The organism is Pseudomonas sp. CROZ-RG-20F-R04-15 (assembly GCF_022662375.1).
Classification (GTDB): Bacteria; Pseudomonadota; Gammaproteobacteria; order Pseudomonadales; family Pseudomonadaceae; genus Aquipseudomonas.
In genome coordinates, this window is the sequence record NZ_JAKNQL010000016.1 from 36,573 (window position 1) to 58,380 (window position 21,808).

The window sequence follows — 21,808 nt, forward strand, 5'->3', positions numbered from 1 at the left end:
ATGACGTTGTATTTATTGATACGGATAATCACATGGCAATAATGCATCCCCCCCACGGACCAAAATTCAACGACAGCCATGTGGCAGAGCCTATTGTTTATCGTCTACTTGAAGAGCAGCTAAATGATGATTTCCATATTATCCATAGCATTCCATGGCTATCTTCATTTATAGATGAGCTACAAAACAACAAAAGTCCAGTTGGAGAAATTGATTTTCTCATACTACATCCAGACCTCGGAATACTTGCGCTTGAGGTAAAAGGAGGTGTGATCGGGCATAACTCATCAGGATTCTATTACAGCAAAACAAGCGTTGACCCCGTAGCCCAGTTGAACCGCGGTATATTTGCCATTCAGGAATGGATGAGAAACAATGGCGTGACGGTTCAAATTGGACGTGCTTATTTCTTTCCAGGCTCAGAAACAAACACCTCACAATTGCCTCCCAGCGTGGTAGACAACAACCATCTATTGCCAATCAAATTAATCCTGGACATTAAAGATCTAGATCGAGTTGACGAAAGAGTCCGCTCAATCATGAATTACTTTAAAAAACTTCTAAACACCGCACCGTTCAGCAAGCTCAAAATTGAGGCAATCATTGAAATGCTGATCCCGACAGCCAACTATACGCCTTGTTGGCACTCAAAAATAAATAGCGACAACAAATTATGGCTTCGGCTGACACCCGAACAACAAGAGTGCATTCATTGGGCATTGGAAAAGGATCGGTTTTTAATTAGCGGTTGGCCAGGGACGGGGAAAACAATTATAGCAATTGAAACTGCACGTAGGCTATCCACTTCAGAAACGTCGGTACTCTGCATTACATTCAACTCGCTCCTTGCCAAAAAAATATCAAGCGAATTAATTGACCACTCCAACACGCTCGCTACAACTATCTACTCATTGTGCTCAAAAGCTTCAACTTACAATGGTGAAAAAGTGATTTTCACGGCCGAGTGGTTTGAGAAGCAAGCAGCAACCAGTCTAAAAAAAGCTTGCGATAGTGGGTTCCTGAATAAATACTCAGCTCTCATCATCGATGAAGGTCAAGTAATTCGGAGAGAACTCTGGGAAATACTAATAGAGAATTTCTCAACAAAAAAAATTATCGCCATGTGTGATGCAGCTCAAGCATTTCCATACGAAAAACCAGTCAGCCTTGCACAGATAGAAAAATATCTTGATGTGCAAGCATACTTTCTTACTGAAAGTCTCCGCATGCCTAAACGCGTTTGCGAACGGTTAAAAATCTTTCAGCAACCTACGCACTCCATTATAAACTCAAGGCAAAATGATGAAGACACCCTTACAGAGATAATCACCAGCAACCAAACAAACATTCTACGCCAAATAATCGCCCAAACATTAGCTCAAGGATTGCTGCCCGCGCACATTATCGTATTAACACCAACTTACATGCGAATCCCCGAGAGTTTAGTTCCTCAAGGCATTAAAGTTGAGTCCATAGGACGATTCAGGGGCATGGAAAGCCCTGTTATCATTATTTTGGCATATACAGACATGTCAAATATAGAATTCTTTTGCGCCTACTCACGTTCAACATCACGCTGCATCGTAATTTTAGATGCCTATGATGTCCAAAAAGGAAAATACGAAAATTTAGGTAGAGAACTTTATCTGAAAAACATGGAACATGTTGATTCTGAAGCATCCAAGTCACTAACAAAAACAATGATCGAAAGCCACTCAACTATCGATATCACTCCGCAAAATTCCGTATTCCACATCGCATGGTCGGAAACCTGGCACGCATACATATTACCCGTCCAGAAATGCGAAATAACCAGACTCCTGGTTGAAGCCTTTCTTATCCATTCTGACACTCCCACGATATATACTTGGAGACCGGACTCAAGAAATACAGTCTCGATGATAGGTACAGAGGAGAACACCTACTCATTGACCTTAGAACTAAAATACTGCCACACATGCCTTAAACTAACTCCTCACAATGTAGGTAATTCGTCAACTGGAATTTGCCATGCGTGCATAAACCCTCGCAATGAGCGAAATCCAGATTTTGAAAATCATACACTTCAAATAATAAGTATACTTACCAACAGAACAAAGCATTCAACTGAAGCCGTTGAAAATCTTCCCATTCAAATATACTCAATAGGCGCACTATTAAAAAGCAAATACGACACCACCCAAAGCGAGTTAATTGCAGCTTTTACCCAATTGAGCCTTGAAGGCAGAGTTGCCATGGCATTGACAATTAGGGACTTGACGATTGGACACAATAAAAACAAAACCGAATTCAAGATAAGTGAGATTTCAAAAAAGACATACAGCTGGAATAAAAAACTCCATGCTTTTTCTTTTCAACAATGGCAAGGCTTTATTAATGACGCCTTCGTAAAACTAGAAAACAACGGATTGATCACTAAAGGGGCTAAAGGCATAAGAATAATAAAACGTGAAAAATTTATAATAAAGACCAACCAAGATTAGTCACTCTTCAAAAATCTCGAAAAAAGGGGGACGAAATTATTTGCTTCCTCCCCCCTACCCCCTATATAAATCCGTAACTTTTTCTTTTATTAAGCATTGTTAATCAAACATAGGTATCGCTGTTTAGCCTAAGGATAAATGCATACTGCACCAACGCCATACATCGAATAAAGTCAGCGACTAGTTTATTGACACAACTCGCGCCCCTATCGAATATCCCCCCTTACACTTCACTCCGAACCCTTTACTGCCTTGACGCTTACCTGTTCCCCTACAGTTTTAGCGATAAAATCTGGTACCAACCGTTCACTGAAACCAGCAACTATTGCAAGAATCAATAACCTACTGTTACTTTCTCCCATGAGCCCTAGCAGCAAGCCAGCCTTGCATGCCACTAAAGAAATAACTCCAAAAGCACACCCCAAACAAACACGAACCACCCCGTGCAAAACTATTATCCTTGTAGACTCATACATGCCAACCTGAAGACTCTTAGAACGCTGCAGCACAGAAATCAGCGCACCACACACACCACCGGAAAGCCCCATTAAAAGCGTTATATGATTTTTAGAGACTCCCGCACCCAATATAAGAAACAAGCTCCCTGCGACAAGCAGAATAAAAAAAGAAAAAAGCATGACATACAATATCAGATTAAATATCGCATCATCCGCAACATTTTTATCGACGTACCTTACAACCGGCTCAAAGACCTTGGCCAGATCGCTTATCGGCGCTATTGATTCAGCCCTCAAGCCAATTGCCAAACATGTTGCCAGCTTATAATTAAACAACTTTATTCTCGATTTGCTTAAAACCACAGTCCCCCAAGCCTTTAGTCTATAAAACTCTGAGAAAACGCTATATCGCTTCCTTAACTCCCGCCGAATATTATATTTCACCAAGCCTTCAGCATCTAAATAAACAATAAAATCATCTGTATAATCAACAAGCGTACCAGGATCAGGCTCCTCCCGCACGTATTTCGCAAACGAACTCATGGCTGTATCAACCGCAACAATGGAGCTTTCGTCCCTACAACCGCTTATCAGCACAAGAGACAATACCGAGACAATATGGCCATTTGTTATATCAACATTTATATATCTAAACTTCTTTGTAGCACTCGCAATTATTGAGTCCAGCGCATTAAGCTTTAACGCCGCAATTGGATCAATATTAGTAACAGAATAACAAACCCGAAAACCTGAATAATATATAATCGCAGACTTACCGGTAAACAGAACCTCATCCACCAGTGTACCATCCAGACTATCTCCATTAGAAACTTCTGAAAAATGCTTAATTTGACTACTTAAAAAAATCTTAGACACCAATAATCACTCAAATTAAAATCAAAAACGATATAAAATCAACTTCAACAATCATTCTTTCGCCAAATCAGGCTGATCTCCGAAACTCGCCAGCGAGTTCTCTTAAAAGTAAATTCAATAATTCCATTTGGCGATAGCCCCTTCAACGGACACAAGCATGACTCACGAAACGAAAATAGATGACGCAGTTTTTCAGGCATGGGAGCCATCCCCCCCATCATCGCTGATAGCCAGATGCTATCAGCACCATTCATGACTGTCTCGCCTAATCCCACACTTGTTTCAAGTTTATTCTTCTAGCGGATATCGCTAAGTTCACCGGTCATACCTGATAAACTCCCCACCTCCCAGCCCCACCCAATCCAGAATCGCCAATGTCCCCTATCACCGCCACACCCGCCCCACTCTCCCGCCGCTTCTCTGTCGCCCCGATGATGGATTGGACCGACCGCCATTGCCGTTTCTTCCTACGCCTCCTATCGAAGAACGCCCTGCTCTACACCGAAATGGTCACCACCGGCGCGCTGCTCAACGGCGATCACGAGCGTTTCCTCCGTCACAACGAAGCCGAGCATCCTCTGGCCTTGCAGTTGGGTGGTAGCGTTCCGTTGGATCTGGCCGCCTGCGCCCGCATGGCTCAGGAACACGGCTACGACGAGGTAAACCTGAACGTCGGCTGCCCAAGCGATCGTGTGCAGAACAACATGATCGGCGCCTGCCTGATGGGTCATCCGCAACTGGTGGCGGATTGTGTGAAGGCAATGCAAGACGCAGTGACAATTCCAGTAACGGTAAAGCACCGCATAGGCATCAACGGTCGGGACAGTTACTCGGAACTGTGTGATTTCGTCGGCACCGTGCGCGATGCCGGGTGCACGAGTTTTACCGTGCATGCGCGGATTGCGATTCTGGAGGGGTTGTCGCCGAAGGAGAATCGCGACATTCCGCCGTTGCGCTATGACGTGGCGGCGCAGCTGAAGGCGGATTTTCCGGCGTTGGAGATTGTGCTGAATGGCGGGATCAAGACGATGGAGGCTTGCCATGAGCATTTGCAGACGTTCGACGGTGTGATGTTGGGGCGTGAGGCTTATCACAATCCGTATTTGCTGGCGGAGGTGGATCAGCAGTTGTTTGGCAGTTCGGCGCCGGTGATCAGTCGGGCTGAGGCGTTGGCGCAGTTGCGTCCTTATATAGCTGAGCATTTGCTGGCGGGTGGGGCGATGCATCACATCACGCGGCATGTGCTGGGCTTGGGCACGGGGTTCCCGGGGGCGCGGAAATTCCGTCAGTTGTTGTCGGTGGATATTCACAAGGCCAAGGATCCGCTGGCGTTGCTGGATCAGGCGGCCGAGTTGCTTGAAGGTCGTTGATTGATGGTTTGAGTGGCGGGCGATGCATGAGCGTTGCCCGGTTTTTTGTTGTACTGACAGGATGTCTTTTGGTTATGCCCGCGTTTACTTTTTCTGCTTTCAAGCGCTTCACCCTCCTCGCCTTGTTCAGCTTCACTTCCGACGTTTATGCACACTGCGATGGCTTTTGCATGGGCCGTACCGATACGCCGTGGGAGGTGACGCAGATTTCCGGGCTCACCTTGGTGTCTTTATTTCTCGCACCTTTTTCGGCTAGCCAGGAAACGACCGACAGTCACAAGCGTGTTTACTCCGCCGAGGAGCAGGAAGACGCGCGACTCTATCTGGCTAGCGACGGCATGCTGCAGGCCGCGTACTTCACCTCGGCCTTGCAGCGCTATCGCCAGGAGTCGCCGGATTCGGCGTTAAACGATCTCGCCATTGCGGCGTTGATCAGCGCTCAGTGATCAGGCCGCCGCTGCGGCGGTCCAGTTGACCCAGCCAAACAGCCACGTCGCCAGAATCAACAAACCAAACGCGATCCGATACCAAGCAAACGCGGCGTAGCTATGGTTGGCAATAAACTTGAGCAAGCCGCGCACGGCGATCATCGCGAAGATGAACGCGGTGACGAAACCGAGGGCAAAGACCGGCAGGTCGTTGGGCTGGAACAGGTCGCGGTATTTGTAGCCGGAGTAGACGGCGGCACCGACCATGGTCGGCATGGCGAGGAAGAACGAGAACTCGGTGGCGGCTTTGCGCGACAGACCGAAGAGCAGGCCGCCGATGATGGTCGAGCCGGAGCGTGAGGTGCCGGGAATCATCGCCAGGCATTGTACGAATCCGACTTTCAGTGCGTGAGACCAGCGCATGTCGTCGACGTGTTCGACGCTGATCACATGGCTGCGCTGTTCGGCCCACAACATGATGACGCCGCCGACAACCAGTGCCACGGCGACGGTGATCGGGTTAAACAAGTATTCGTGGATGGCGTCGGCGAACAACACGCCCAGGACCACGGCGGGCAGAAAGGCGATCAGCAAGTTGAGGGTGAAGCGTTGGGCATTACGTTCGGTGGGCAGGCCTTTGATGATGTCGAAGATCTTCGGTCGAAACTCCCAGACGACGGCAAGGATGGCCCCCAGTTGAATAATGATGTTGAACGCCATGGCGCGTTCGCCGCCGAATTCCAGCAAGTCGGCGACAATGATCTGGTGGCCGGTACTCGAGATCGGCAAGAACTCGGTCAGGCCTTCTACCGCACCTAATATCAACACCTGGAAAAGGGTCCAGAAATCCATTAATCCTCCGTCAGGCGCTCTTGATAAGCGACCGGGTAATAACACTCAGGGGTTGAGTATCTGCAGTGAGACCATTGACATAAATAAACGCAAAAGTTCATCAGCCACAAAGATTACGTCTTATTAAAAGACACACTCAAGCCATGTTAGTAATCGTCGGCCGACGAACTACGCAGAAAATATTTAGGCCTTTTGCAGAAAAAAGTTGCTCTGACAATAAAGTGTGATCAAAATCACATTATTCAGAGATGGCCAGACAGTGGCAGATAGACATAGACGAAGCCATCGCAATAAGCTCAAAATAGTGGCACCATTGCATATCGCCACCATCTAAGCAGTAGTTCACCCCTCCGAGAAAATCAACTAAAAGCTTGAAAAGCTTAATTATTGTTAGAAAACTCGGGAGCCACGTCTAAAAATCGCGTGAATGTTACCAATTGTCAGTCACAGATGAGAACCGGTGCTTTAACATCCCGATGTCAGCACCTAATTCGAGTCAATGCATGATGCTCTCAGGGAACTTAGCGACTAGAAGCCCGCGCCCGAAAAACGACGAACCTGGTGTTCTTACTCTGGGTCGTACCCGTGGCGTGGCTGAACATTTCAAAGCGCTAGTCGCCCAGCATTTACGCACTGATATGGCGCTCGAAGCCGATGCGTACACTAGTTCATATCAGTTGAATGAACAGTCTGGTTCGTATCGCGCCATCTTTCTGGTGATCGACAGCCCGCAGGCTCTTGAAGACAATCTTGCGCTGGTCGAGAACCTGCGCAGCGACAACTTGAAGCCGATCATTTGCGCGGTCATCACCGGTCGCGGCGCCTTCAACAAGATCAAATATTATCTGGCTGGCGCGGATGTTTGTATCAAGCTCAATACCCTTTCCGACGATGGCGCGGAGTTGCTGGGGGAGTTCTTCAACAGTGAAGAATGGCAGCGCGATATCAACCTGACGCTTGATCCGACGCGCATCTGCCTGATGGATGCCAGCAAGAAACTCGACATCTCGTTTGCCGAAATGAAGATCCTCGAAGCCTTCGCGCAAACCAGCAATCACATTCTGAGCCATGATGAAATCGCCAGCATCATGGGCCTCAACAGCAATTTCTACGACCCTCGAGCACTGGAAAAATCAATCAGTCGCTTGCGTGGAAAAATCAAGGACATGTATGGTACAAACGCGATTCAGAGTATTCGCGGCTATGGCTATCGCCTGCTGCGGGGTCTGATATCGACTGCCTGACTCTCGGGCAGCCATCCCATTTGCATACGTACGAAGGATCGTCTGATGCAACCATATAGCTCCCGTTCTGCTTCACGCCTGTTTGAAATCAAGCAATTGAATGAGCGCGACAACACGACCCATAACAATAAAACTCCATAACATAGCAGCAGTTCGAGTGGAATTTATCGAGGGCCATTCTTGGACCCAGACCCTGCCTATCGATTACTTCCGAGGAAGTCATTGCTCGCCTGCCGATTTTTCTTTTAGCCAATTTTGGTATGTATTTAGGAGAGAGACATGGAAACTAGTACAACCCTCCCAAGGAAATATTTTGTTGTCGTGACTCACAGTACAACGTCGCAACGAGAACTGGAGAGCATGCTGTCCAGTGAACGTTTCAATTCGTTTGAAGGGGTTGATTCACCCTCTTCCGCTCCAATGGTGATGGAGTTCACATATCCAGGCATCAGTCGCAAAAATGTCGCGCGCAGTATTGAACACGATACTCAGCGAATATTGGCCACGCTCGAATCCGAATGGCGGGCAGCGCAATCGGCCAATCCTTTCCAGAATGTCCCGGCCATTACCGGGGAAACCCGCAACATGCCGCCTGCCGTTGAAGGTGATATGCCTGGCAATGAAACCTGGCATCTTGATCCGGACCAGGGTGCATTGGTCAAAGAAGGTGTCGAGATCAGTCTCACGGGCCTGGAAACAGCACTGGTCAAGAAAATGCTCAGCCATGAAGAGCGTGTTGTCAGTCGTGACGAGCTGATTCTCAGCATCGGTCGCGAGCCGGAACAATATCGCGGCCTGGAAATGTGCTTGAGTCGTTTGCAAGACAAATTCAAAAGCGCCAGTCAGGGTGAGCGACTGTTTCGTGCCGTCAGAAACCGCGGTTATTGCCTGATTCAGGAAATCGTCGCGTAACCCCGATCGATATCCACGAACAGAACAAACAGACCAAAGTGCGATTACAAAAACAACAAGAGCACTCTGTTTGGCTTCATCTTCCTCCCTGAATTAAAAATTCCCTGCCTCCACCCCTCCAACAGTAACAAATACAACATCATTTATTCACCCCCTCCTCTGCGACCTTTTCTAACACTGTTCTATTTAATTATTAAAAAGTTGGCACTGTGCCATCTTGTTAGAACTCGTCAGACACCATTCCAGCCAATAACTTAGTCTATTGACTGACGACAGTTCGGCATATCGATGTTGTTACCTCAGGACACTCGTTACAACAAAAACAATAAGTCTGCATAACAACTCGGATTTCAACTGTTGAAACCTGAATGGACGTCTTTTGGGGATACCGTATGGATCTTTCTCTAAGTATCAATCGAAGCACAGGCCTCAAGGGACTGACCTTTTGGGGCCAATGGGCGCTGGCACAAGGCTTTGTCGTGACGCTGTTGTTCATACTCGCCGAGCAGCACACCGGGACGGTCGCGTTTTACTACCGGATGTGTGCAACGCTGGCGGTACTGGCGTCGGTGCCGGCTTATACGTTTAGCGGTGTTTATCGCAAGCGTGACAACTACCTGACCGGCCTCGGTCGACTGTTCATGGGTTGGTCGATGACCATGGCGGCGCTAGCGTGCATCGCCTTTGTCTGCCAAGCCGATGAGCTGTTTTCGCGCCAGGTGATTCTGAGCTGGGCGGTGTATGGCTTCCTCGGTCAGGCATTTCTTTACGCGCCGCTGCACGCGTTTTCCAAGTACTACCAGCGTTCGCGTAAAAGCGAACACAAGACGCTGATCGTCGGCACTGGCGAACTGGCGTTGGGTCTGGCGAAGAAGCTCAGCCAACTGGAAAACCTGCCGTTGGTAGGTTTGGTCAGCAATGGTGATGTGTCTGCGCTGGGCTCGGATGCACCGCGCGTTGTGGGCGATCAGGAACAATTGCTGGAGCTGATCGAAGCGCATGACATCCGCCGCTTGTACATCACCCTGCCGCTGTGTGAAGCCGCAAAGATCGAGGCGATTTATAGCGACTTGCTCGGTGCCAACGTCGATGTGGTGTGGGTGCCGGACCTGAACAGTCTGACGCTGCTCAATCACTCGGTGAAGGTCGTGGACGGTCTGCCGGCGATCTACTTGAACGAGAGCCCGCTGACCAGTCGACCGACCGCTGCTTTGAGCAAGAGTCTGGTCGAGAAAACCGTGGCGTTTCTGGCGATCATCGCGCTGAGTCCGATCCTGCTGATCATTGCCTTGGCGGTGAAGATCAACTCGCCTGGTCCGGTGTTTTTCAAGCAGGATCGCCATGGCTGGAACGGCAAGGTGATCAAGGTCTGGAAGTTCCGTTCGATGCGTGTTCACGATGACCGTGACGTGAAGCAGGCCAGCCGTAATGACTCGCGCATTACCGCAGTCGGCCGCTTTATTCGCCGCACTTCGCTGGACGAGTTGCCGCAACTGTTCAACGTGTTGCAAGGGCACATGGCCCTGGTCGGCCCACGCCCGCACGCCGTCGCGCACAACAACTACTACTCGGGGAAAATCCTCGCGTACATGGCGCGCCACCGGATTAAACCGGGGATCACCGGGCTGGCCCAGATCAGCGGCTGCCGCGGTGAGACAGACACCATCGACAAGATGCAGAAGCGTGTCGAGATTGACCTGCAATACATCAACAGCTGGTCGTTGTGGCTGGATCTGAAAATCCTGGTGAAGACGCCGTTTACATTGCTGTCGAAGGATATTTACTGAGGTTCGAAGCTGGATACCGCAAGGGGACGAAAGTCCCCTTTTTTGTGCGTGGGATTTGGGTGTGGCGCTGGATTGCGGGTGAGTGCAAAAACTGTGGGTCAGGCAACATTGATGCTGGATGTGCTGACGTCTTCGCGAGCAGGCTCGCTCCCACAGGGATCTGGGATGACATCGGGATTTTGGGTGTGACAAATAGCCAATGTGGGAGCGAGCTTGCTCGCGAAAGCGGTGGGTCAGGCAACATTGTTGTTGGATGTGCTGACGCCTTCGCGAGCAGGCTCGCTCCCACAGGGATCTGGGATGACATCGGGATTTTGGGCGTGACAAATAGCCAATGTGGGAGCGAGCCTGCTCGCGAAAGCGGTGGGTCAGGCACCATTGATGCTGGATGTGCTGACGTCTTCGCGAGCAAGCTCGCTCCCACAGAGATCTGGGATGGCATCGGGATTTTGGGCGTGACAGATAACCAATGTGGGAGTGAGCTTGCTCGCGAAAGCGGTGGGTCAGGCACCATTGATGCTGGATGTGCTGACGTCTTCGCGAGCAAGCTCGCTCCCACAGGGATTCGGGATGGCATCGGGATTTTGGGTGTGACAAATAGCCAATGTGGGAGCGAGCTTGCTCGCGAAAGCGGTGGGTCAGGCAACATTGATGCTGGCTGATCTGACGCCTTCGCGAGCAGGCTCGCTCCCACAGGGATCTGGGATGGCATCGGGACTTTTGGTGAGACAGATAACCAATGTGGGAGCGAGCTTGCTCTCGAAAGCGGTGGGTCAGGCAACATTGATGCTGGATGTGCTGACGCCTTCGCGAGCAAGCTCGCTCCCACAGGGATTTGGGATGGCATCGGGATTTTTGGCGTGACAGGTATCCATTGTAGGAGTGAGCCTGCTCGCGAAAGCGGTGGGTCAGGCAACATTGATGCTGGATGTGCTGACGTCTTCGCGAGCAAGCTCGCTCCCACAGGGATCTGGGATGACATCGGGATTTTGGGCGTGACAAATAGCCAATGTGGGAGCGAGCTTGCTCGCGAAAGCGGTGGGTCAGGCAGCGATGATGCTGGCTGATCCGGCGCCTTCGCGAGCAGGCTCGCTCCCACAGGTTTATGCGGTGCTTCGGAGATCCGCGCTTACTCAGTAATCTTCTCAAAATTCCGATAGAACATATCCCCTTCGCGGCTATCGGTCATCGAGTGCAACTGGTAGCTGCGATTGAGTCGCGCGCCACCGTCTCGGGTCAGCGGGGCCCAGACCAGGTTGGCGCGGCGCATGGTCGACATGCTCATCATTTCGTCGAACGGGATCGACAGGTAGATGCCTTTGTCGAAACTACCTTCGCCATACTCGGCACTGCCCGCCGTGGTGATCGTCGCCCACGCGCCAAAGCGCACACCATTGAAGAACTCGCGCGAGATGTCCAGCGTACCGCCCCAATCGCCGGCCAGATAACGCCCGACGCTCACCGCCGCCAGCGTATCGAAAGGCAAATCGGTATACGCCGTGACATGCCCGGTCACCACCGAGTAATCACGCAGCGCAAAGCCTTGATCGAAATCGCGCTGCCGCACCCAGTTCAGATCCGCGCCCACCGACCAGCGCTCACCGGTCGGGCGGAACAACACTTCACCGCCAACACCGGCAAACATCGACTCCAGATAACCGCCATAGACCATGCCATACCAGTCTTTATCCAATTGCTCGGCATGACTCACCTGGAACAACGGCATGGTCGTGTTAGAGGTGGTCAGGTACTGACGCAAATCCGTGCGCACACGCGGCAGACCGCTCGGCGCGTCGTAGGTGAATTTGTCGAAGTTGTTGGCCAGGTTGGCACTGAGCAAACCGCTCCACCAGGTGTTGCGATTGAAGCGGTATTCGGCGTCGGCATCGGCGCTCAATTGATAGAGCAAGCCATCCGGGCCACCAACGTTCTGCTTGAAGCCCAACCCCACGCCATAGCTGAAATGCTGCGGCGCTTCGGTGTAGAGGGTCTTCTCGTTGTGCGGCATCGCCGGATTGATCTCAGTGGTGCGGTGCAGCGACTGCAGCGGCTCTTCGTTGTTGATCACTTCGCGGAAGGTCTGACGCGGCACGCTGGTTTCTTCCAGCGGCAGGTCATAGCGCTTGTTGACCACGGTGAACCAGTCGATGTCGTCGTTGACACTGTTGTCGAGAATCCGGCTCGCCCGCCCCACAGCCTTGGACGAATGGAAGTAGCGCTGCTGCTCGCCATACACGATCAGCTCGGAATCACGCTGGGTGATACGCTCGACTTTGTAGCCGGCATTCTGCTGCAAGCGTTGCGAGACGTTGGCCCAGTTGACCTGATCCATCGCCGTGGTCGGAGCCTTCGCCGGCAGCGGTTCCGGGGTCGGATCGTAGGTCTTGGCCGGAGCCTTGCGGCTGACGAAATTGGTATGGAAAGTCACGCCGAACATCGCCGTATTACCGCGCTCCCACGCCGCGCTGACATCGACCGAATCGGTGACTTTGAACACCGCGCCAAGGTTGATCGGCGAGTCCTGCTTGATCTCGTTGTCCTTCGGCTCGTGCTTGTAGTCGTTGCCTTCGAATTCGAGTTTCAGGCTGAGGCGATCCCACGGCGTCTGATAGCTCACGCCACCGAAGAACGACGGCCGGCCACGAAAGTACGAACCCGAGTTGACGTCACCGGTGCCTTCAAGAGCCGGACGGGTATCGAAGCGATCGCTGACGTAGCCCAACGGGTTGTCGATATCGCCGCGATTACCGAGATAACCCCAAGCAATACCGGCGCTGAAATCGAAGTTGTCGTAACGCTTGTTGGCGACGAAAAATTCACTGGAGAACAAACCGGTACCACCGATATCTCGGAAGCCCAGCGCCACGTCGGGCAGCCAGTGACTTTCCTGCCACAGCCGGACTTTGACGTCGACCGCCTTGTCCTTATAGCTTTGGCTGCCGCTGAGGGCCTCCGAGCCGTACGGCCGGTTGGTGATCGCGGTGTAGCGAAACGAGCCTTCGAGCCAGTCCAGCGGCTGCAACGACACGCTGTAGCGGCTGTACGGATCGGTGCGGTTGGCGTTGACGCTCAACTCGCCGGCCGGGTCCATGCGCGCGGTCGGCGTCTGCAACAGACCGGTGCCACCGAAGTCATTCTGGGTAATGCGCGGCTCGGCATGGGCCAGACCGCAGGGCAATAACAATACAGCTGCAAAACGTAACTTCAACGAACCACCTCGGCCAGCTGCGTGGCAATGAATTCGGCCAACTGCTGATTCAGTTCAGGAAGAGGCGGATCAAGATCATCATTTTTCAACGGCACCAGAATCTTGCTGCCGGCCACGGGAAAGTGTCCGGACTCGCGATTCCAATGGGCGATGCCGACACGTTGCGCAGCGCCGTTGGGCTGGATCAGCCACAGGTAATCGGCTTCGGCATCGGCCAGAATCGAACAGCCTTGCAGGTATTCACGGGCCTCCTGCAACGGCTGATACGGCAAGTGGCACGGTTCGGCCACGGCGCCCAGCACTTGCACTTCGTCGACGCGTTTCGGGTAGATCAGACGATCGCCGTCATCGAGGCGAATGTTGCGCGCGAAGCCGACTTCCAGCGCCACCGGATCAAGATCGGCAATCTGCCGCCCCGTTACCGGCATCTGCCGCACTTCTTCGGCAATGCGCTGCGCCAGCGCCGCCCGACTCGGCCGGTCGAACAGCATCGACATGCGTTGCAGCACGTCGAGATCGAACAGCACGCCGACCTTGAGCCGCGTCTGCTCCTCGATCAGCGACTGCCGCAGCAACCCGCCCGCCAGCCAATAGCCTTCGGCATTCGGCACGGCTTCGCTGATCACATCGAGCAAGCGCCCGCCCGGTGGCAACTTGACCGGCCCGGGATTGGCGACATCACCCGACACGGTGACGGCCGCCTGACTCACACTCGCGACCAGTATCAAGCCCGCCGATAACATTTTCAGGCGCATCACGGCAGGTGCCTGCGATCTGGGGTCAGTTGCACAACCTTGACGCGCAACTGCGACGTCAGTTGCTGCTCGCTCTGCAAGATGAAACCGTCACGCGGGTCGACCCAGTAACGATTGGTCGCGCTCAGACCGATGGCCGGGGCGTCAATGTGTTCATCGACACGCAGCACCGTGTATTCCTTGTCGAGAATCTTCAGGGTCTGTTCGGATCGGCGCGAGAAGCGGCTGTTGACGATCACCCCGACTTCCTGACCCTTGTAGAGGTCGATCCAGCGCCGCGTGGTGAAACCGTCCGCGACGTGATGCAGGCCTTGCTTGAAGGGCGAGTCATCGGCCAGCCGCGTGCCATCGAGATCGCCCTCCAGGCCCAGGCCAATGCTGCGCACGGCGAGGCCATTGCGCAGCAGCAACACTTGTTTACCGGAGGCGACCCAGAACTGCAGGTCTTCACGCTCGCGCACCAGCGCCAGCACCCCGGAGCCGGACGGCGTGGTCAGTTTCATTTGCGGATAGTTGACCCCGGCCACTTCGGCCGCCGACACGTCGACTTCATCCGGACCGACGACTGCCGCTTTAAGGTTGTTCAACGAAGCGCTCATCAGCGGGTTACAGCCGCACAACAACGCGGCCGCCATCAAGCAGACGCCAACTTTCAAAATGTTCAAAGTCGGCGACCTTATTTGTTGTTGTTACTGAATTCGCTCCAGTTCTTCGCAGCGGAAGCGCCGGTGCCGACAATCGATGCCGACGGCACCAATTGACTGATCAGACGGTTCCAGCGAGTCACGTTGGCAGGGCCGACATACACCACGTCCTGCGGGCGCACTTCGAAGTGCGAAGCGAGCGCCATCGCGGTCGGCGATTCGGCTTCCAGCTGGTAGATCTTCGCCGGTTCGACATCGAGGTTTTCCACGCCGCGAATGACGTACACCGCGTTGCCGTTGGAGGTGGTCTGGCTCAAGCCGCCAACCGAGCCGAGCACATCGGTGAGGTTCATCGTCGCGGTCTTGAAGCTCAGCGCACGCGGCTGGTTGACCTCGCCCATCACGTAGATGCGCTTGTTGTCGTTGTATGGCAGGTACAGCTGATCGCCGCCCTTGAGGAAGACGTTCTGCAACTCGGAATCCTGCTGATTGAGCGAGTCGAGATTGAGCGGATAAGTGCGGCCGTTACGCGTCAGCAGCAGCCCGGACAAATCGGCGTTGTTGGTATCGATACCCGCCGAGCCGAGTGCTTCAACCACGCTCAGCGGATTGGTGGAAATCGCTTGCGGACCGGCCTTGGCCACCGCGCCGGTGACCACGACTTTCTGGCTGGCGAAACGCAACACCGCGACATCGACTTGTGGCTCGGCGATGAATGCCGACAAGCGCTGCTCGATGTCCGAGCGCAGTTGCTGGATGGTCCGGCCGGTGGCCTGGACTTCCTTGATGAACGGGTAGTAGAGCGTGCCGTCGGAACGCACCAGTCGGCCGTTGGCATCGATCTGTTGTTGCGCGCCGGACGGGGCCGTCAGCTCAGGGTGATCCCATACCGTGATGTACAGAACATCGTTGTTGCCGATGCGGTATTCGGCCGGGGTCGCCAGCAGTTCCGCCGGCAGCGACTCACGCTTTTGTGTGGAGCGGTTCATGGCGATCAGTTTGGGCGTGATCGGAATCAGCTCGACCCGGCTGCTTTCGCTGGCACCCTGACGGGTGATGCTGCTGGTGCTGAGGTATTGACCGGGAGAAAACATGCAACCTTGCAAAGCGAGACTTGCCAACATTAAAAGATAAACACTACGAGTCATAATGGCACTACGCTATTCAAGGGCGAATCCAAAAACAAAGTCACCCGACTTGCGTCGGGCGACCCTGTACTGCACTAACAGAACTTCCTGTTAGTTATGCGTGCCGGTTGTACCGGTGGTACCCGTCGTACCGGTGGTACCGCCGTTGGCACTGCCACCGCTGTTAGACGCCGCTACAGCACTGGCAACCATTGCAGTACTGGCAGCGGGCGCTTGAGAAGCCGCCACGTTGCCACCTACATTGGTTACCGCTGTCAGCGGTGCTTCAGCGGCGGCAGCCCAGTTGCTCAACATCGTCAACAGGGCAACTGCCATCACTTTTTTCATATCAACTCCTTTCTAACATTCGACCTGTTAAAAAACCGGCCTGAGTTAGCGGTGGTGAGTTCAAGTCCGCAAAAAGCGCGAACAAGATCCGTTGTTCTTTCACAGTCTTACCCAACTGATAAAAGTCGAACGGCAGGTTTATATCTACGGACTTGCAAAAGGCATTGCCAGTGTAATTTCCCGACGTTATCTAACAACCTGACTGAAAATAACATTGGACTAAATGGCCATCATCGCAAGTAACCATTGGGATGGTTGGATTGCCAGCGCCAAGTATCAGTGACCATATCCTGCAAACTGCGTGTGGCTTTCCAGCCCAGTTCTTTTGCCGCCTTGGAGGCATCGGCCCAACTTTCGGCGGTATCTCCGGAACGGCGCGGCATCATCCGATACGGCACCGCTTGCCCGCAGGCCTGCTCGAAGGCCTGGAGCACTTGCAGCACGCTGTAGCCATCACCCGTGCCGAGGTTCCAGGTATGAATGCCGGTACGCCCGGAGATCGACTGCAAGGCCTTCAAGTGGCCGTCGGCCAGATCGACGACGTGGATGTAATCGCGCACGCCGGTGCCATCCACCGTCGGGTAATCGTTGCCGAAGATCGACAGCTCTTGCAGGCTGCCGACTGCGACCTGACTGATGTAAGGCACCAGATTATTGGGAATGCCGTTGGGGTCTTCGCCCATGTGGCCGCTGGCGTGGGCGCCGATCGGATTGAAGTAGCGCAGCAGGGCGATGCTCCAGCGCGGCTCGGCCTGGCTGAGGTCACGCAGGACGTTCTCGACGATCAGCTTGGACTGGCCGTAGGGATTGGTCGGATTGCCAGTGGGGAAATCTTCGCGGATCGGCATCTGTTCAGGCTCGCCATACACGGTGGCCGACGAGCTGAACACCAGCCGGAACACCCCCGCCGCCGCCATCGCCTGGCACAGGGTGATGCTGCCGCTGACGTTGGTCTCGTAGTACTCGAGCGGCTTGCGCACGCTCTCGCCGACCGCTTTCAGGCCGGCAAAATGCAGCACCGCTTCAATGTTGTGCTCGCGGAAAATCCGGTCGAGCAGTGCCCGGTCACAGACATCACCACGGATCATCCAGGCACTCTTGCCGCAAATGGTTTCAACGGCGTGCAACGCGGCTTCGCTGCTGTTGCAAAGATTATCCAGCACGACAACTTCATAACCTGCTTCAAGCAATGCAAGTGTGGTATGCGAGCCGATATAGCCGGCACCACCCGTTACCAGAATCTTCATAGTGCGATCCGTCTTTGAATGAGTGACAAGTAGCGTGTCAAGCCTGATTCATTGAAGATGTGTCACAATCCACACAAATGAGGCGACAACAACCGAAAACAAAACTAGTTCAATGACTGGCAATAAATATTTTTGCAGGTCACACTGTATTGCCCGCTACTTATTAGCACTCCCTGTGCACTCATCACTACCAACAGATACCGACTAAAAATAACTATCAAGCAACTAACCGACATCTCATAACATTGTCGCGCTTTACCGCCACCCGCAATTGCCATTAACAACCTGACTCAGGTATTAAAGCAGTCGTTCAATAATGTTTGAAACTTGCTTGCACTTCATTAGTGCAGTGCACCCGCTGACTGTTCCATGACTGTCCAGGATACTTTTATGATTCGTAAATGTTTGTTCCCTGCTGCCGGCTACGGCACGCGTTTCTTGCCGGCGACCAAAGCCATGCCGAAAGAGATGCTGCCGATCGTCAACAAGCCGTTGATCGAATACGCCGTTGAAGAAGCGCGGGACGCCGGTCTGCAACACATGGCCATCGTTACCGGTCGTGGCAAGCGTGCGCTGGAAGACCATTTCGACATCAGCTACGAACTCGAACACCAGATCCGTGGTACCGAGAAAGAGAAGTTCCTCGCCGGCACCCGCGAGCTGATCGACACCTGCACCTTCTCCTACACCCGTCAGGTGGAAATGAAAGGTCTGGGCCACGCGATTCTCAGCGGTCGCCCACTGATCGGCGACGAGCCCTTCGCCGTGGTGCTGGCCGATGACCTGTGCCTGAACCTGGAAGGTGACGGCGTACTCACCCAGATGATTGAGCTGTACAAGAAATTCCGCTGCTCGATCGTCGCCATCCAGGAAGTCCCGGCCGACCAGACCCACAAGTATGGGGTGATTGCCGGCGAACTGATGTCCGACGGCATTTACCGGGTCAACAACATGGTGGAAAAACCGGCCCCGCAAGACGCACCGTCGAACCTGGCGATCATCGGCCGCTACATCCTCACGCCGGACATTTTCGACCTGATCGCCGACACCCAACCGGGCAAGGGCGGCGAAATCCAGATCACCGACGCGTTGATGAAACAAGCGCAGAACGGTTGCGTGCTGGCCTACAAATTCAAAGGTCTGCGCTTTGACTGCGGTGACGCCGAGGGTTACTTGCAGGCGACCAATTTCTGCTACGAAAACGTTTATCTCAAGGGCCGCTGAGACGGCTCCCTTCACCCAACGAGGCCACCATGAACATTGCACAACATTCCGTAGAGATTGAACGCGAGGTGGGTAACCTCGGGGTGATGAGCTGGTTGTCACGCCATCAGCCGTTGCCCAGCGCCAACGAGTCTTGGCTGGGCACGATTCTGCTGGTGGAGCGGATTGGCGTGTTTCCGGCGTCCGGGGACATTCGCCGGCCGCTGCGCGATCCCTATCCGCTGCTCGCGCATTTGAAAAAGCTCTATGGCGAGCAGGCGCTGGAAATGGATGACAGTGATGGGCTGAAGGTGATCTTCGGTGACTGGCGTTTTCGCGTGCGGATTTGCTGTAACGACCCGGCGATCATCATTAACGTCGAAACCCGGTGCGATACGCGGTTGATGCCGCAGAAGATTGCGGAATTGCTCGAGCAAGTAGACGCCTTCGAATAACTCCCCTCACCTGATCATTCCCACGCTCCGCGTGGGAATGCATCCAGTGACGCTCTGCGTCACCCAGCGAAGGGACGCGGAGCGTCCCGGGTGGCATTCCCACGCAGAGCGTGGGAACGATCATTACTGGGCGGCGTCGCAGCGATCCTTGGCGCCCATGATCCAGCCATAGAAGTAATCAGCAATCACCTTCCCGCCCGTGGCCGGTACCGGATGAATCTTGTCCGGGCCGATCATCGCCGCCGCGTAGCGTTTGATGTCGGGACCAAACGCACACTGAAGATTGGCGTACCCCAGATGCTGCTCACGCGCCCACGGTTCAAGCACCTGCGCATACGCCGACATCGGATAAGCGCTGGAGCGCGTAGTGTCCTGACGCATGATCAGGTTGATGCTCGCCTGCGGTTGAATCTCACGCAGCATGCCCACCAGCCCCTGAACGTTCTGCAGGTACTGCGCAGGCTTCACGCCGAAGCCCTGATCGTTGCCACCGAGCATGATCAGATAAACGTCCGCAGGAATCTTCGATACCGCAGCTTTCCACTGCACCTGCCACTGCGGATCCTTGTGATAGAAATCCGCAGACGCCGCACCCGATGCTGCCAGTTTCGAGACCCGCACGCCGTTCTGATCGTTACTCATCCACAGCCCGAACAACGTCGGCGCGCCCTTCACCACTTCCAGTTTGAATGACCAGCCTTTCGCTGCCGAGAGTCCTGTCAGTGGCACTTCCTGAACGCCCGAACCCTCAAGCTTCAACGGTTGCCAGTCTTGCCCGGGCGCCCAGCGATAGCGGATCTCGCTGGATTCGCCGTTGCCCAGATAAAGCAGTTTCGCCTGAGTGACAGCGGTATCGATGCGCGGCGTCGGACTCGCATCCACTTGCAACCATGCACCGGGCCGGCCTGTCACCGTGCGACTGTCCGGACTCGCCTGTCCCAGGTCTGAAACCTTCCAGTCACCGCCGAAGTATTTGTCACTGCTGCGGGTGTATTTGAAATGTGTGCCGCCCAGTGCTGCACCGTGGTTGAAACCGACGTAACCCGGCCCGGCAAACCCCGCTTCCCCGGCCACGCGTTGCACCAGTTTGTTCAGGTAGAAATCCTGCCCGGCGCTGTAGCTGTCGCCGATCACCGAGACCGACAAGACCTTGCCGGCCTTGCCTTCACGCCACTGCGCAAAACGCTCACGGGCATCGCCCACCTGAACCACCGACGCTGCGACGGGTTGCGCGTCATCTACTGCCAACATGCAAAAATTTCCTTCAGTCTGGAATGGCCCCTTCGCGAGCAGGCTCGCTCCCACAGTGGATCTCTGCAAGTCACACCATCCCTGTGGGAGCGAGCCTGCTCGCGAAGCTCTTAGCTGCTGTGGGTTTGCACCACCGGAGTGACGGGCACCAATGGTTTCTTCTTCGCCGCCCGCTCACCAAGAAACAACACCGAGGTGAAATTGAACCGACTGAAAACCATCGACAACACCACCGGCCCGAGCAAGCCAAAGCTCAACCCACCGAGCACCAGCAAGCTCTCATCCTTCACCCCCAACCGCCCCAGCACAAACCGCGACGTCGCCGCGAATAACACATGAAACAGGAAAATCGCATAGGAATAACCGCCCAACCAGGTCAGCGCCTTCGAGCGCATGTCACTCGACAGCAACGCGATACAAGACACACAACCCACAGTCAGACCGATCAGACTGCGACGATCAACAATCAACTCACGATCAATCGCCGCCACGTACAGCAGCGTCAGCGAAATCAGCACGAACACCAACGGCCCGATCACCTTGAAGCGCTGTTTCAACGCGTCGACGTTCTCCTGGCCAATCATCCCCGCGACAAAAAACGGCAACAGATAAATCGCCCCGTTAATCCCGAACGCATCGAACTTGAACGGCGGCAGCAAAAACAACAGTGCGGCAAACGCAAACAGCCCATACAACCGCGTCGCCGAACGCAGCATCCCGCGCCATTCCAGCAAGCCGACAAACATGAAAATAATGAACACCGCCTGCAAGAACCAGAAGTGGTTGATCGGCACCCAGAACGACAGCAATGCGTCGATCACACCGACATCCTTGTTCACCCCCGGCCCCACCGCTTGCAGCACCGAGAACGGCACACCAACGCAAAACAGCGGCACGATCAAGCGCCGCACCTTGCCGCTGAAAAACGCGGAAAAGTCATTCCCACGGATTTTGTAGATCGAATAGATGTACCCGGAAATGAAGGTGAACAACGGCATACGCACGTACACCATCGAATCGGCGATCACCCGGAACGGCGAGCCGATATCGATCTTCAACCCGCCACCCAGCGGGCCGATGACGTGATAGAGCACCAGCAGCAGGCACGCCAGGCCACGCAGGGTTTCTATCTCCAGGGACTTTTTCTTGCTCGACATAAA

At 53.8% G+C, this 21,808-nt stretch carries 18 protein-coding genes; 8 read left to right on the plus strand and 10 right to left on the minus strand.

The features are described 5' to 3' along the window. The first annotated feature begins 32 nt into the window (after positions 1-32). The gene (locus tag L8H52_RS21090) at positions 33-2,483 is read left to right on the plus strand and encodes an NERD domain-containing protein/DEAD/DEAH box helicase (protein WP_242208583.1); all 2,451 of its coding nucleotides are present in this window, start codon (positions 33-35) and stop codon (positions 2,481-2,483) included. 230 nt (positions 2,484-2,713) lie between these two features. Here the strand turns inward: L8H52_RS21090 and L8H52_RS21095 are convergent, their stop codons facing one another. Beyond that, complete coding sequence (locus L8H52_RS21095) at positions 2,714-3,817, minus strand: hypothetical protein (RefSeq protein ID WP_242208584.1); 1,104 nt, start codon at positions 3,815-3,817, stop codon at positions 2,714-2,716. Positions 3,818-4,191: 374 nt separating this feature from the next. On the opposite strand from L8H52_RS21095, the gene dusA reads away from it, so the two are divergent. Further along, a complete protein-coding gene (gene dusA / locus L8H52_RS21100) occupies positions 4,192-5,187 on the plus strand; it encodes a tRNA dihydrouridine(20/20a) synthase DusA (RefSeq protein ID WP_242208585.1) in 996 nt (331 codons plus the stop codon). Between the two features lie 26 nt (positions 5,188-5,213). Then, a complete protein-coding gene (locus L8H52_RS21105; RefSeq protein WP_242208586.1) occupies positions 5,214-5,633 on the plus strand; it encodes a DUF2388 domain-containing protein in 420 nt (139 codons plus the stop codon). Here the strand turns inward: L8H52_RS21105 and L8H52_RS21110 are convergent, their stop codons facing one another. After that, the gene (locus L8H52_RS21110) at positions 5,634-6,467 is read right to left on the minus strand and encodes an undecaprenyl-diphosphate phosphatase (RefSeq protein WP_242208587.1); all 834 of its coding nucleotides are present in this window, start codon (positions 6,465-6,467) and stop codon (positions 5,634-5,636) included. It lies immediately after the preceding gene. A 503-nt stretch (positions 6,468-6,970) separates the two neighbouring features. Here L8H52_RS21110 and L8H52_RS21115 point away from each other — a divergent pair. From L8H52_RS21115 to L8H52_RS21125, 3 genes are all read left to right on the plus strand, one after another. Then, positions 6,971-7,711: a winged helix-turn-helix domain-containing protein gene (locus L8H52_RS21115; protein WP_242208588.1), complete on the plus strand. Its 741-nt coding sequence runs from the start codon at positions 6,971-6,973 to the stop codon at positions 7,709-7,711. A gap of 279 nt (positions 7,712-7,990) precedes the next feature. After that, positions 7,991-8,623: a helix-turn-helix domain-containing protein gene (locus L8H52_RS21120; RefSeq protein WP_242208589.1), complete on the plus strand. Its 633-nt coding sequence runs from the start codon at positions 7,991-7,993 to the stop codon at positions 8,621-8,623. Between the two features lie 392 nt (positions 8,624-9,015). Next, positions 9,016-10,410 (plus strand): undecaprenyl-phosphate glucose phosphotransferase, encoded by a 1,395-nt coding sequence (locus L8H52_RS21125; protein ID WP_242208590.1) that lies wholly within the window; start codon positions 9,016-9,018, stop codon positions 10,408-10,410. Between the two features lie 1,129 nt (positions 10,411-11,539). Here L8H52_RS21125 and L8H52_RS21130 read toward each other — a convergent pair. The 6 genes from L8H52_RS21130 to galE form a co-directional block, all read right to left on the minus strand. After that, positions 11,540-13,618, minus strand: coding sequence for a YjbH domain-containing protein (locus L8H52_RS21130; protein ID WP_242208591.1), 2,079 nt, complete (start codon positions 13,616-13,618; stop codon positions 11,540-11,542). Next, entirely contained in the window at positions 13,615-14,373 is a 759-nt protein-coding gene (locus L8H52_RS21135; RefSeq protein ID WP_242208592.1) for a capsule biosynthesis GfcC family protein, read from the minus strand. Before L8H52_RS21135 ends, L8H52_RS21130 begins: the two co-directional genes overlap by 4 nt. After that, positions 14,373-15,038, minus strand: a complete 666-nt coding sequence (locus L8H52_RS21140) for a YjbF family lipoprotein (RefSeq protein ID WP_242208593.1) — start codon at positions 15,036-15,038, stop codon at positions 14,373-14,375. The genes L8H52_RS21135 and L8H52_RS21140 overlap by 1 nt, the downstream gene beginning before the upstream one ends. Positions 15,039-15,049: 11 nt before the next feature. Further along, positions 15,050-16,111, minus strand: coding sequence for a polysaccharide biosynthesis/export family protein (locus tag L8H52_RS21145; protein ID WP_242208594.1), 1,062 nt, complete (start codon positions 16,109-16,111; stop codon positions 15,050-15,052). Between the two features lie 144 nt (positions 16,112-16,255). Next, positions 16,256-16,492, minus strand: a complete 237-nt coding sequence (locus tag L8H52_RS21150; protein WP_007910552.1) for a hypothetical protein — start codon at positions 16,490-16,492, stop codon at positions 16,256-16,258. Positions 16,493-16,722: 230 nt separating this feature from the next. Beyond that, entirely contained in the window at positions 16,723-17,739 is a 1,017-nt protein-coding gene (galE, locus tag L8H52_RS21155; RefSeq protein ID WP_242208595.1) for a UDP-glucose 4-epimerase GalE, read from the minus strand. A 390-nt stretch (positions 17,740-18,129) separates the two neighbouring features. Between galE and galU the strand changes: the two genes are divergently transcribed. Then, the gene (galU, locus tag L8H52_RS21160; protein ID WP_007910549.1) at positions 18,130-18,963 is read left to right on the plus strand and encodes a UTP--glucose-1-phosphate uridylyltransferase GalU; all 834 of its coding nucleotides are present in this window, start codon (positions 18,130-18,132) and stop codon (positions 18,961-18,963) included. 29 nt (positions 18,964-18,992) lie between these two features. Continuing rightward, positions 18,993-19,397 (plus strand): mannose-1-phosphate guanylyltransferase, encoded by a 405-nt coding sequence (locus L8H52_RS21165; protein WP_242208596.1) that lies wholly within the window; start codon positions 18,993-18,995, stop codon positions 19,395-19,397. A gap of 123 nt (positions 19,398-19,520) precedes the next feature. Here the strand turns inward: L8H52_RS21165 and L8H52_RS21170 are convergent, their stop codons facing one another. Together L8H52_RS21170 and L8H52_RS21175 are read right to left on the minus strand one after the other, a co-directional pair. Further along, on the minus strand, positions 19,521-20,648 hold the full coding sequence (locus tag L8H52_RS21170; protein WP_242208597.1) for a GDSL-type esterase/lipase family protein: 1,128 nt from the start codon (positions 20,646-20,648) through the stop codon (positions 19,521-19,523). A 110-nt stretch (positions 20,649-20,758) separates the two neighbouring features. Beyond that, positions 20,759-21,805 (minus strand): acyltransferase, encoded by a 1,047-nt coding sequence (locus L8H52_RS21175; protein WP_242208598.1) that lies wholly within the window; start codon positions 21,803-21,805, stop codon positions 20,759-20,761. Between the last annotated feature and the right edge of the window lie 3 nt (positions 21,806-21,808).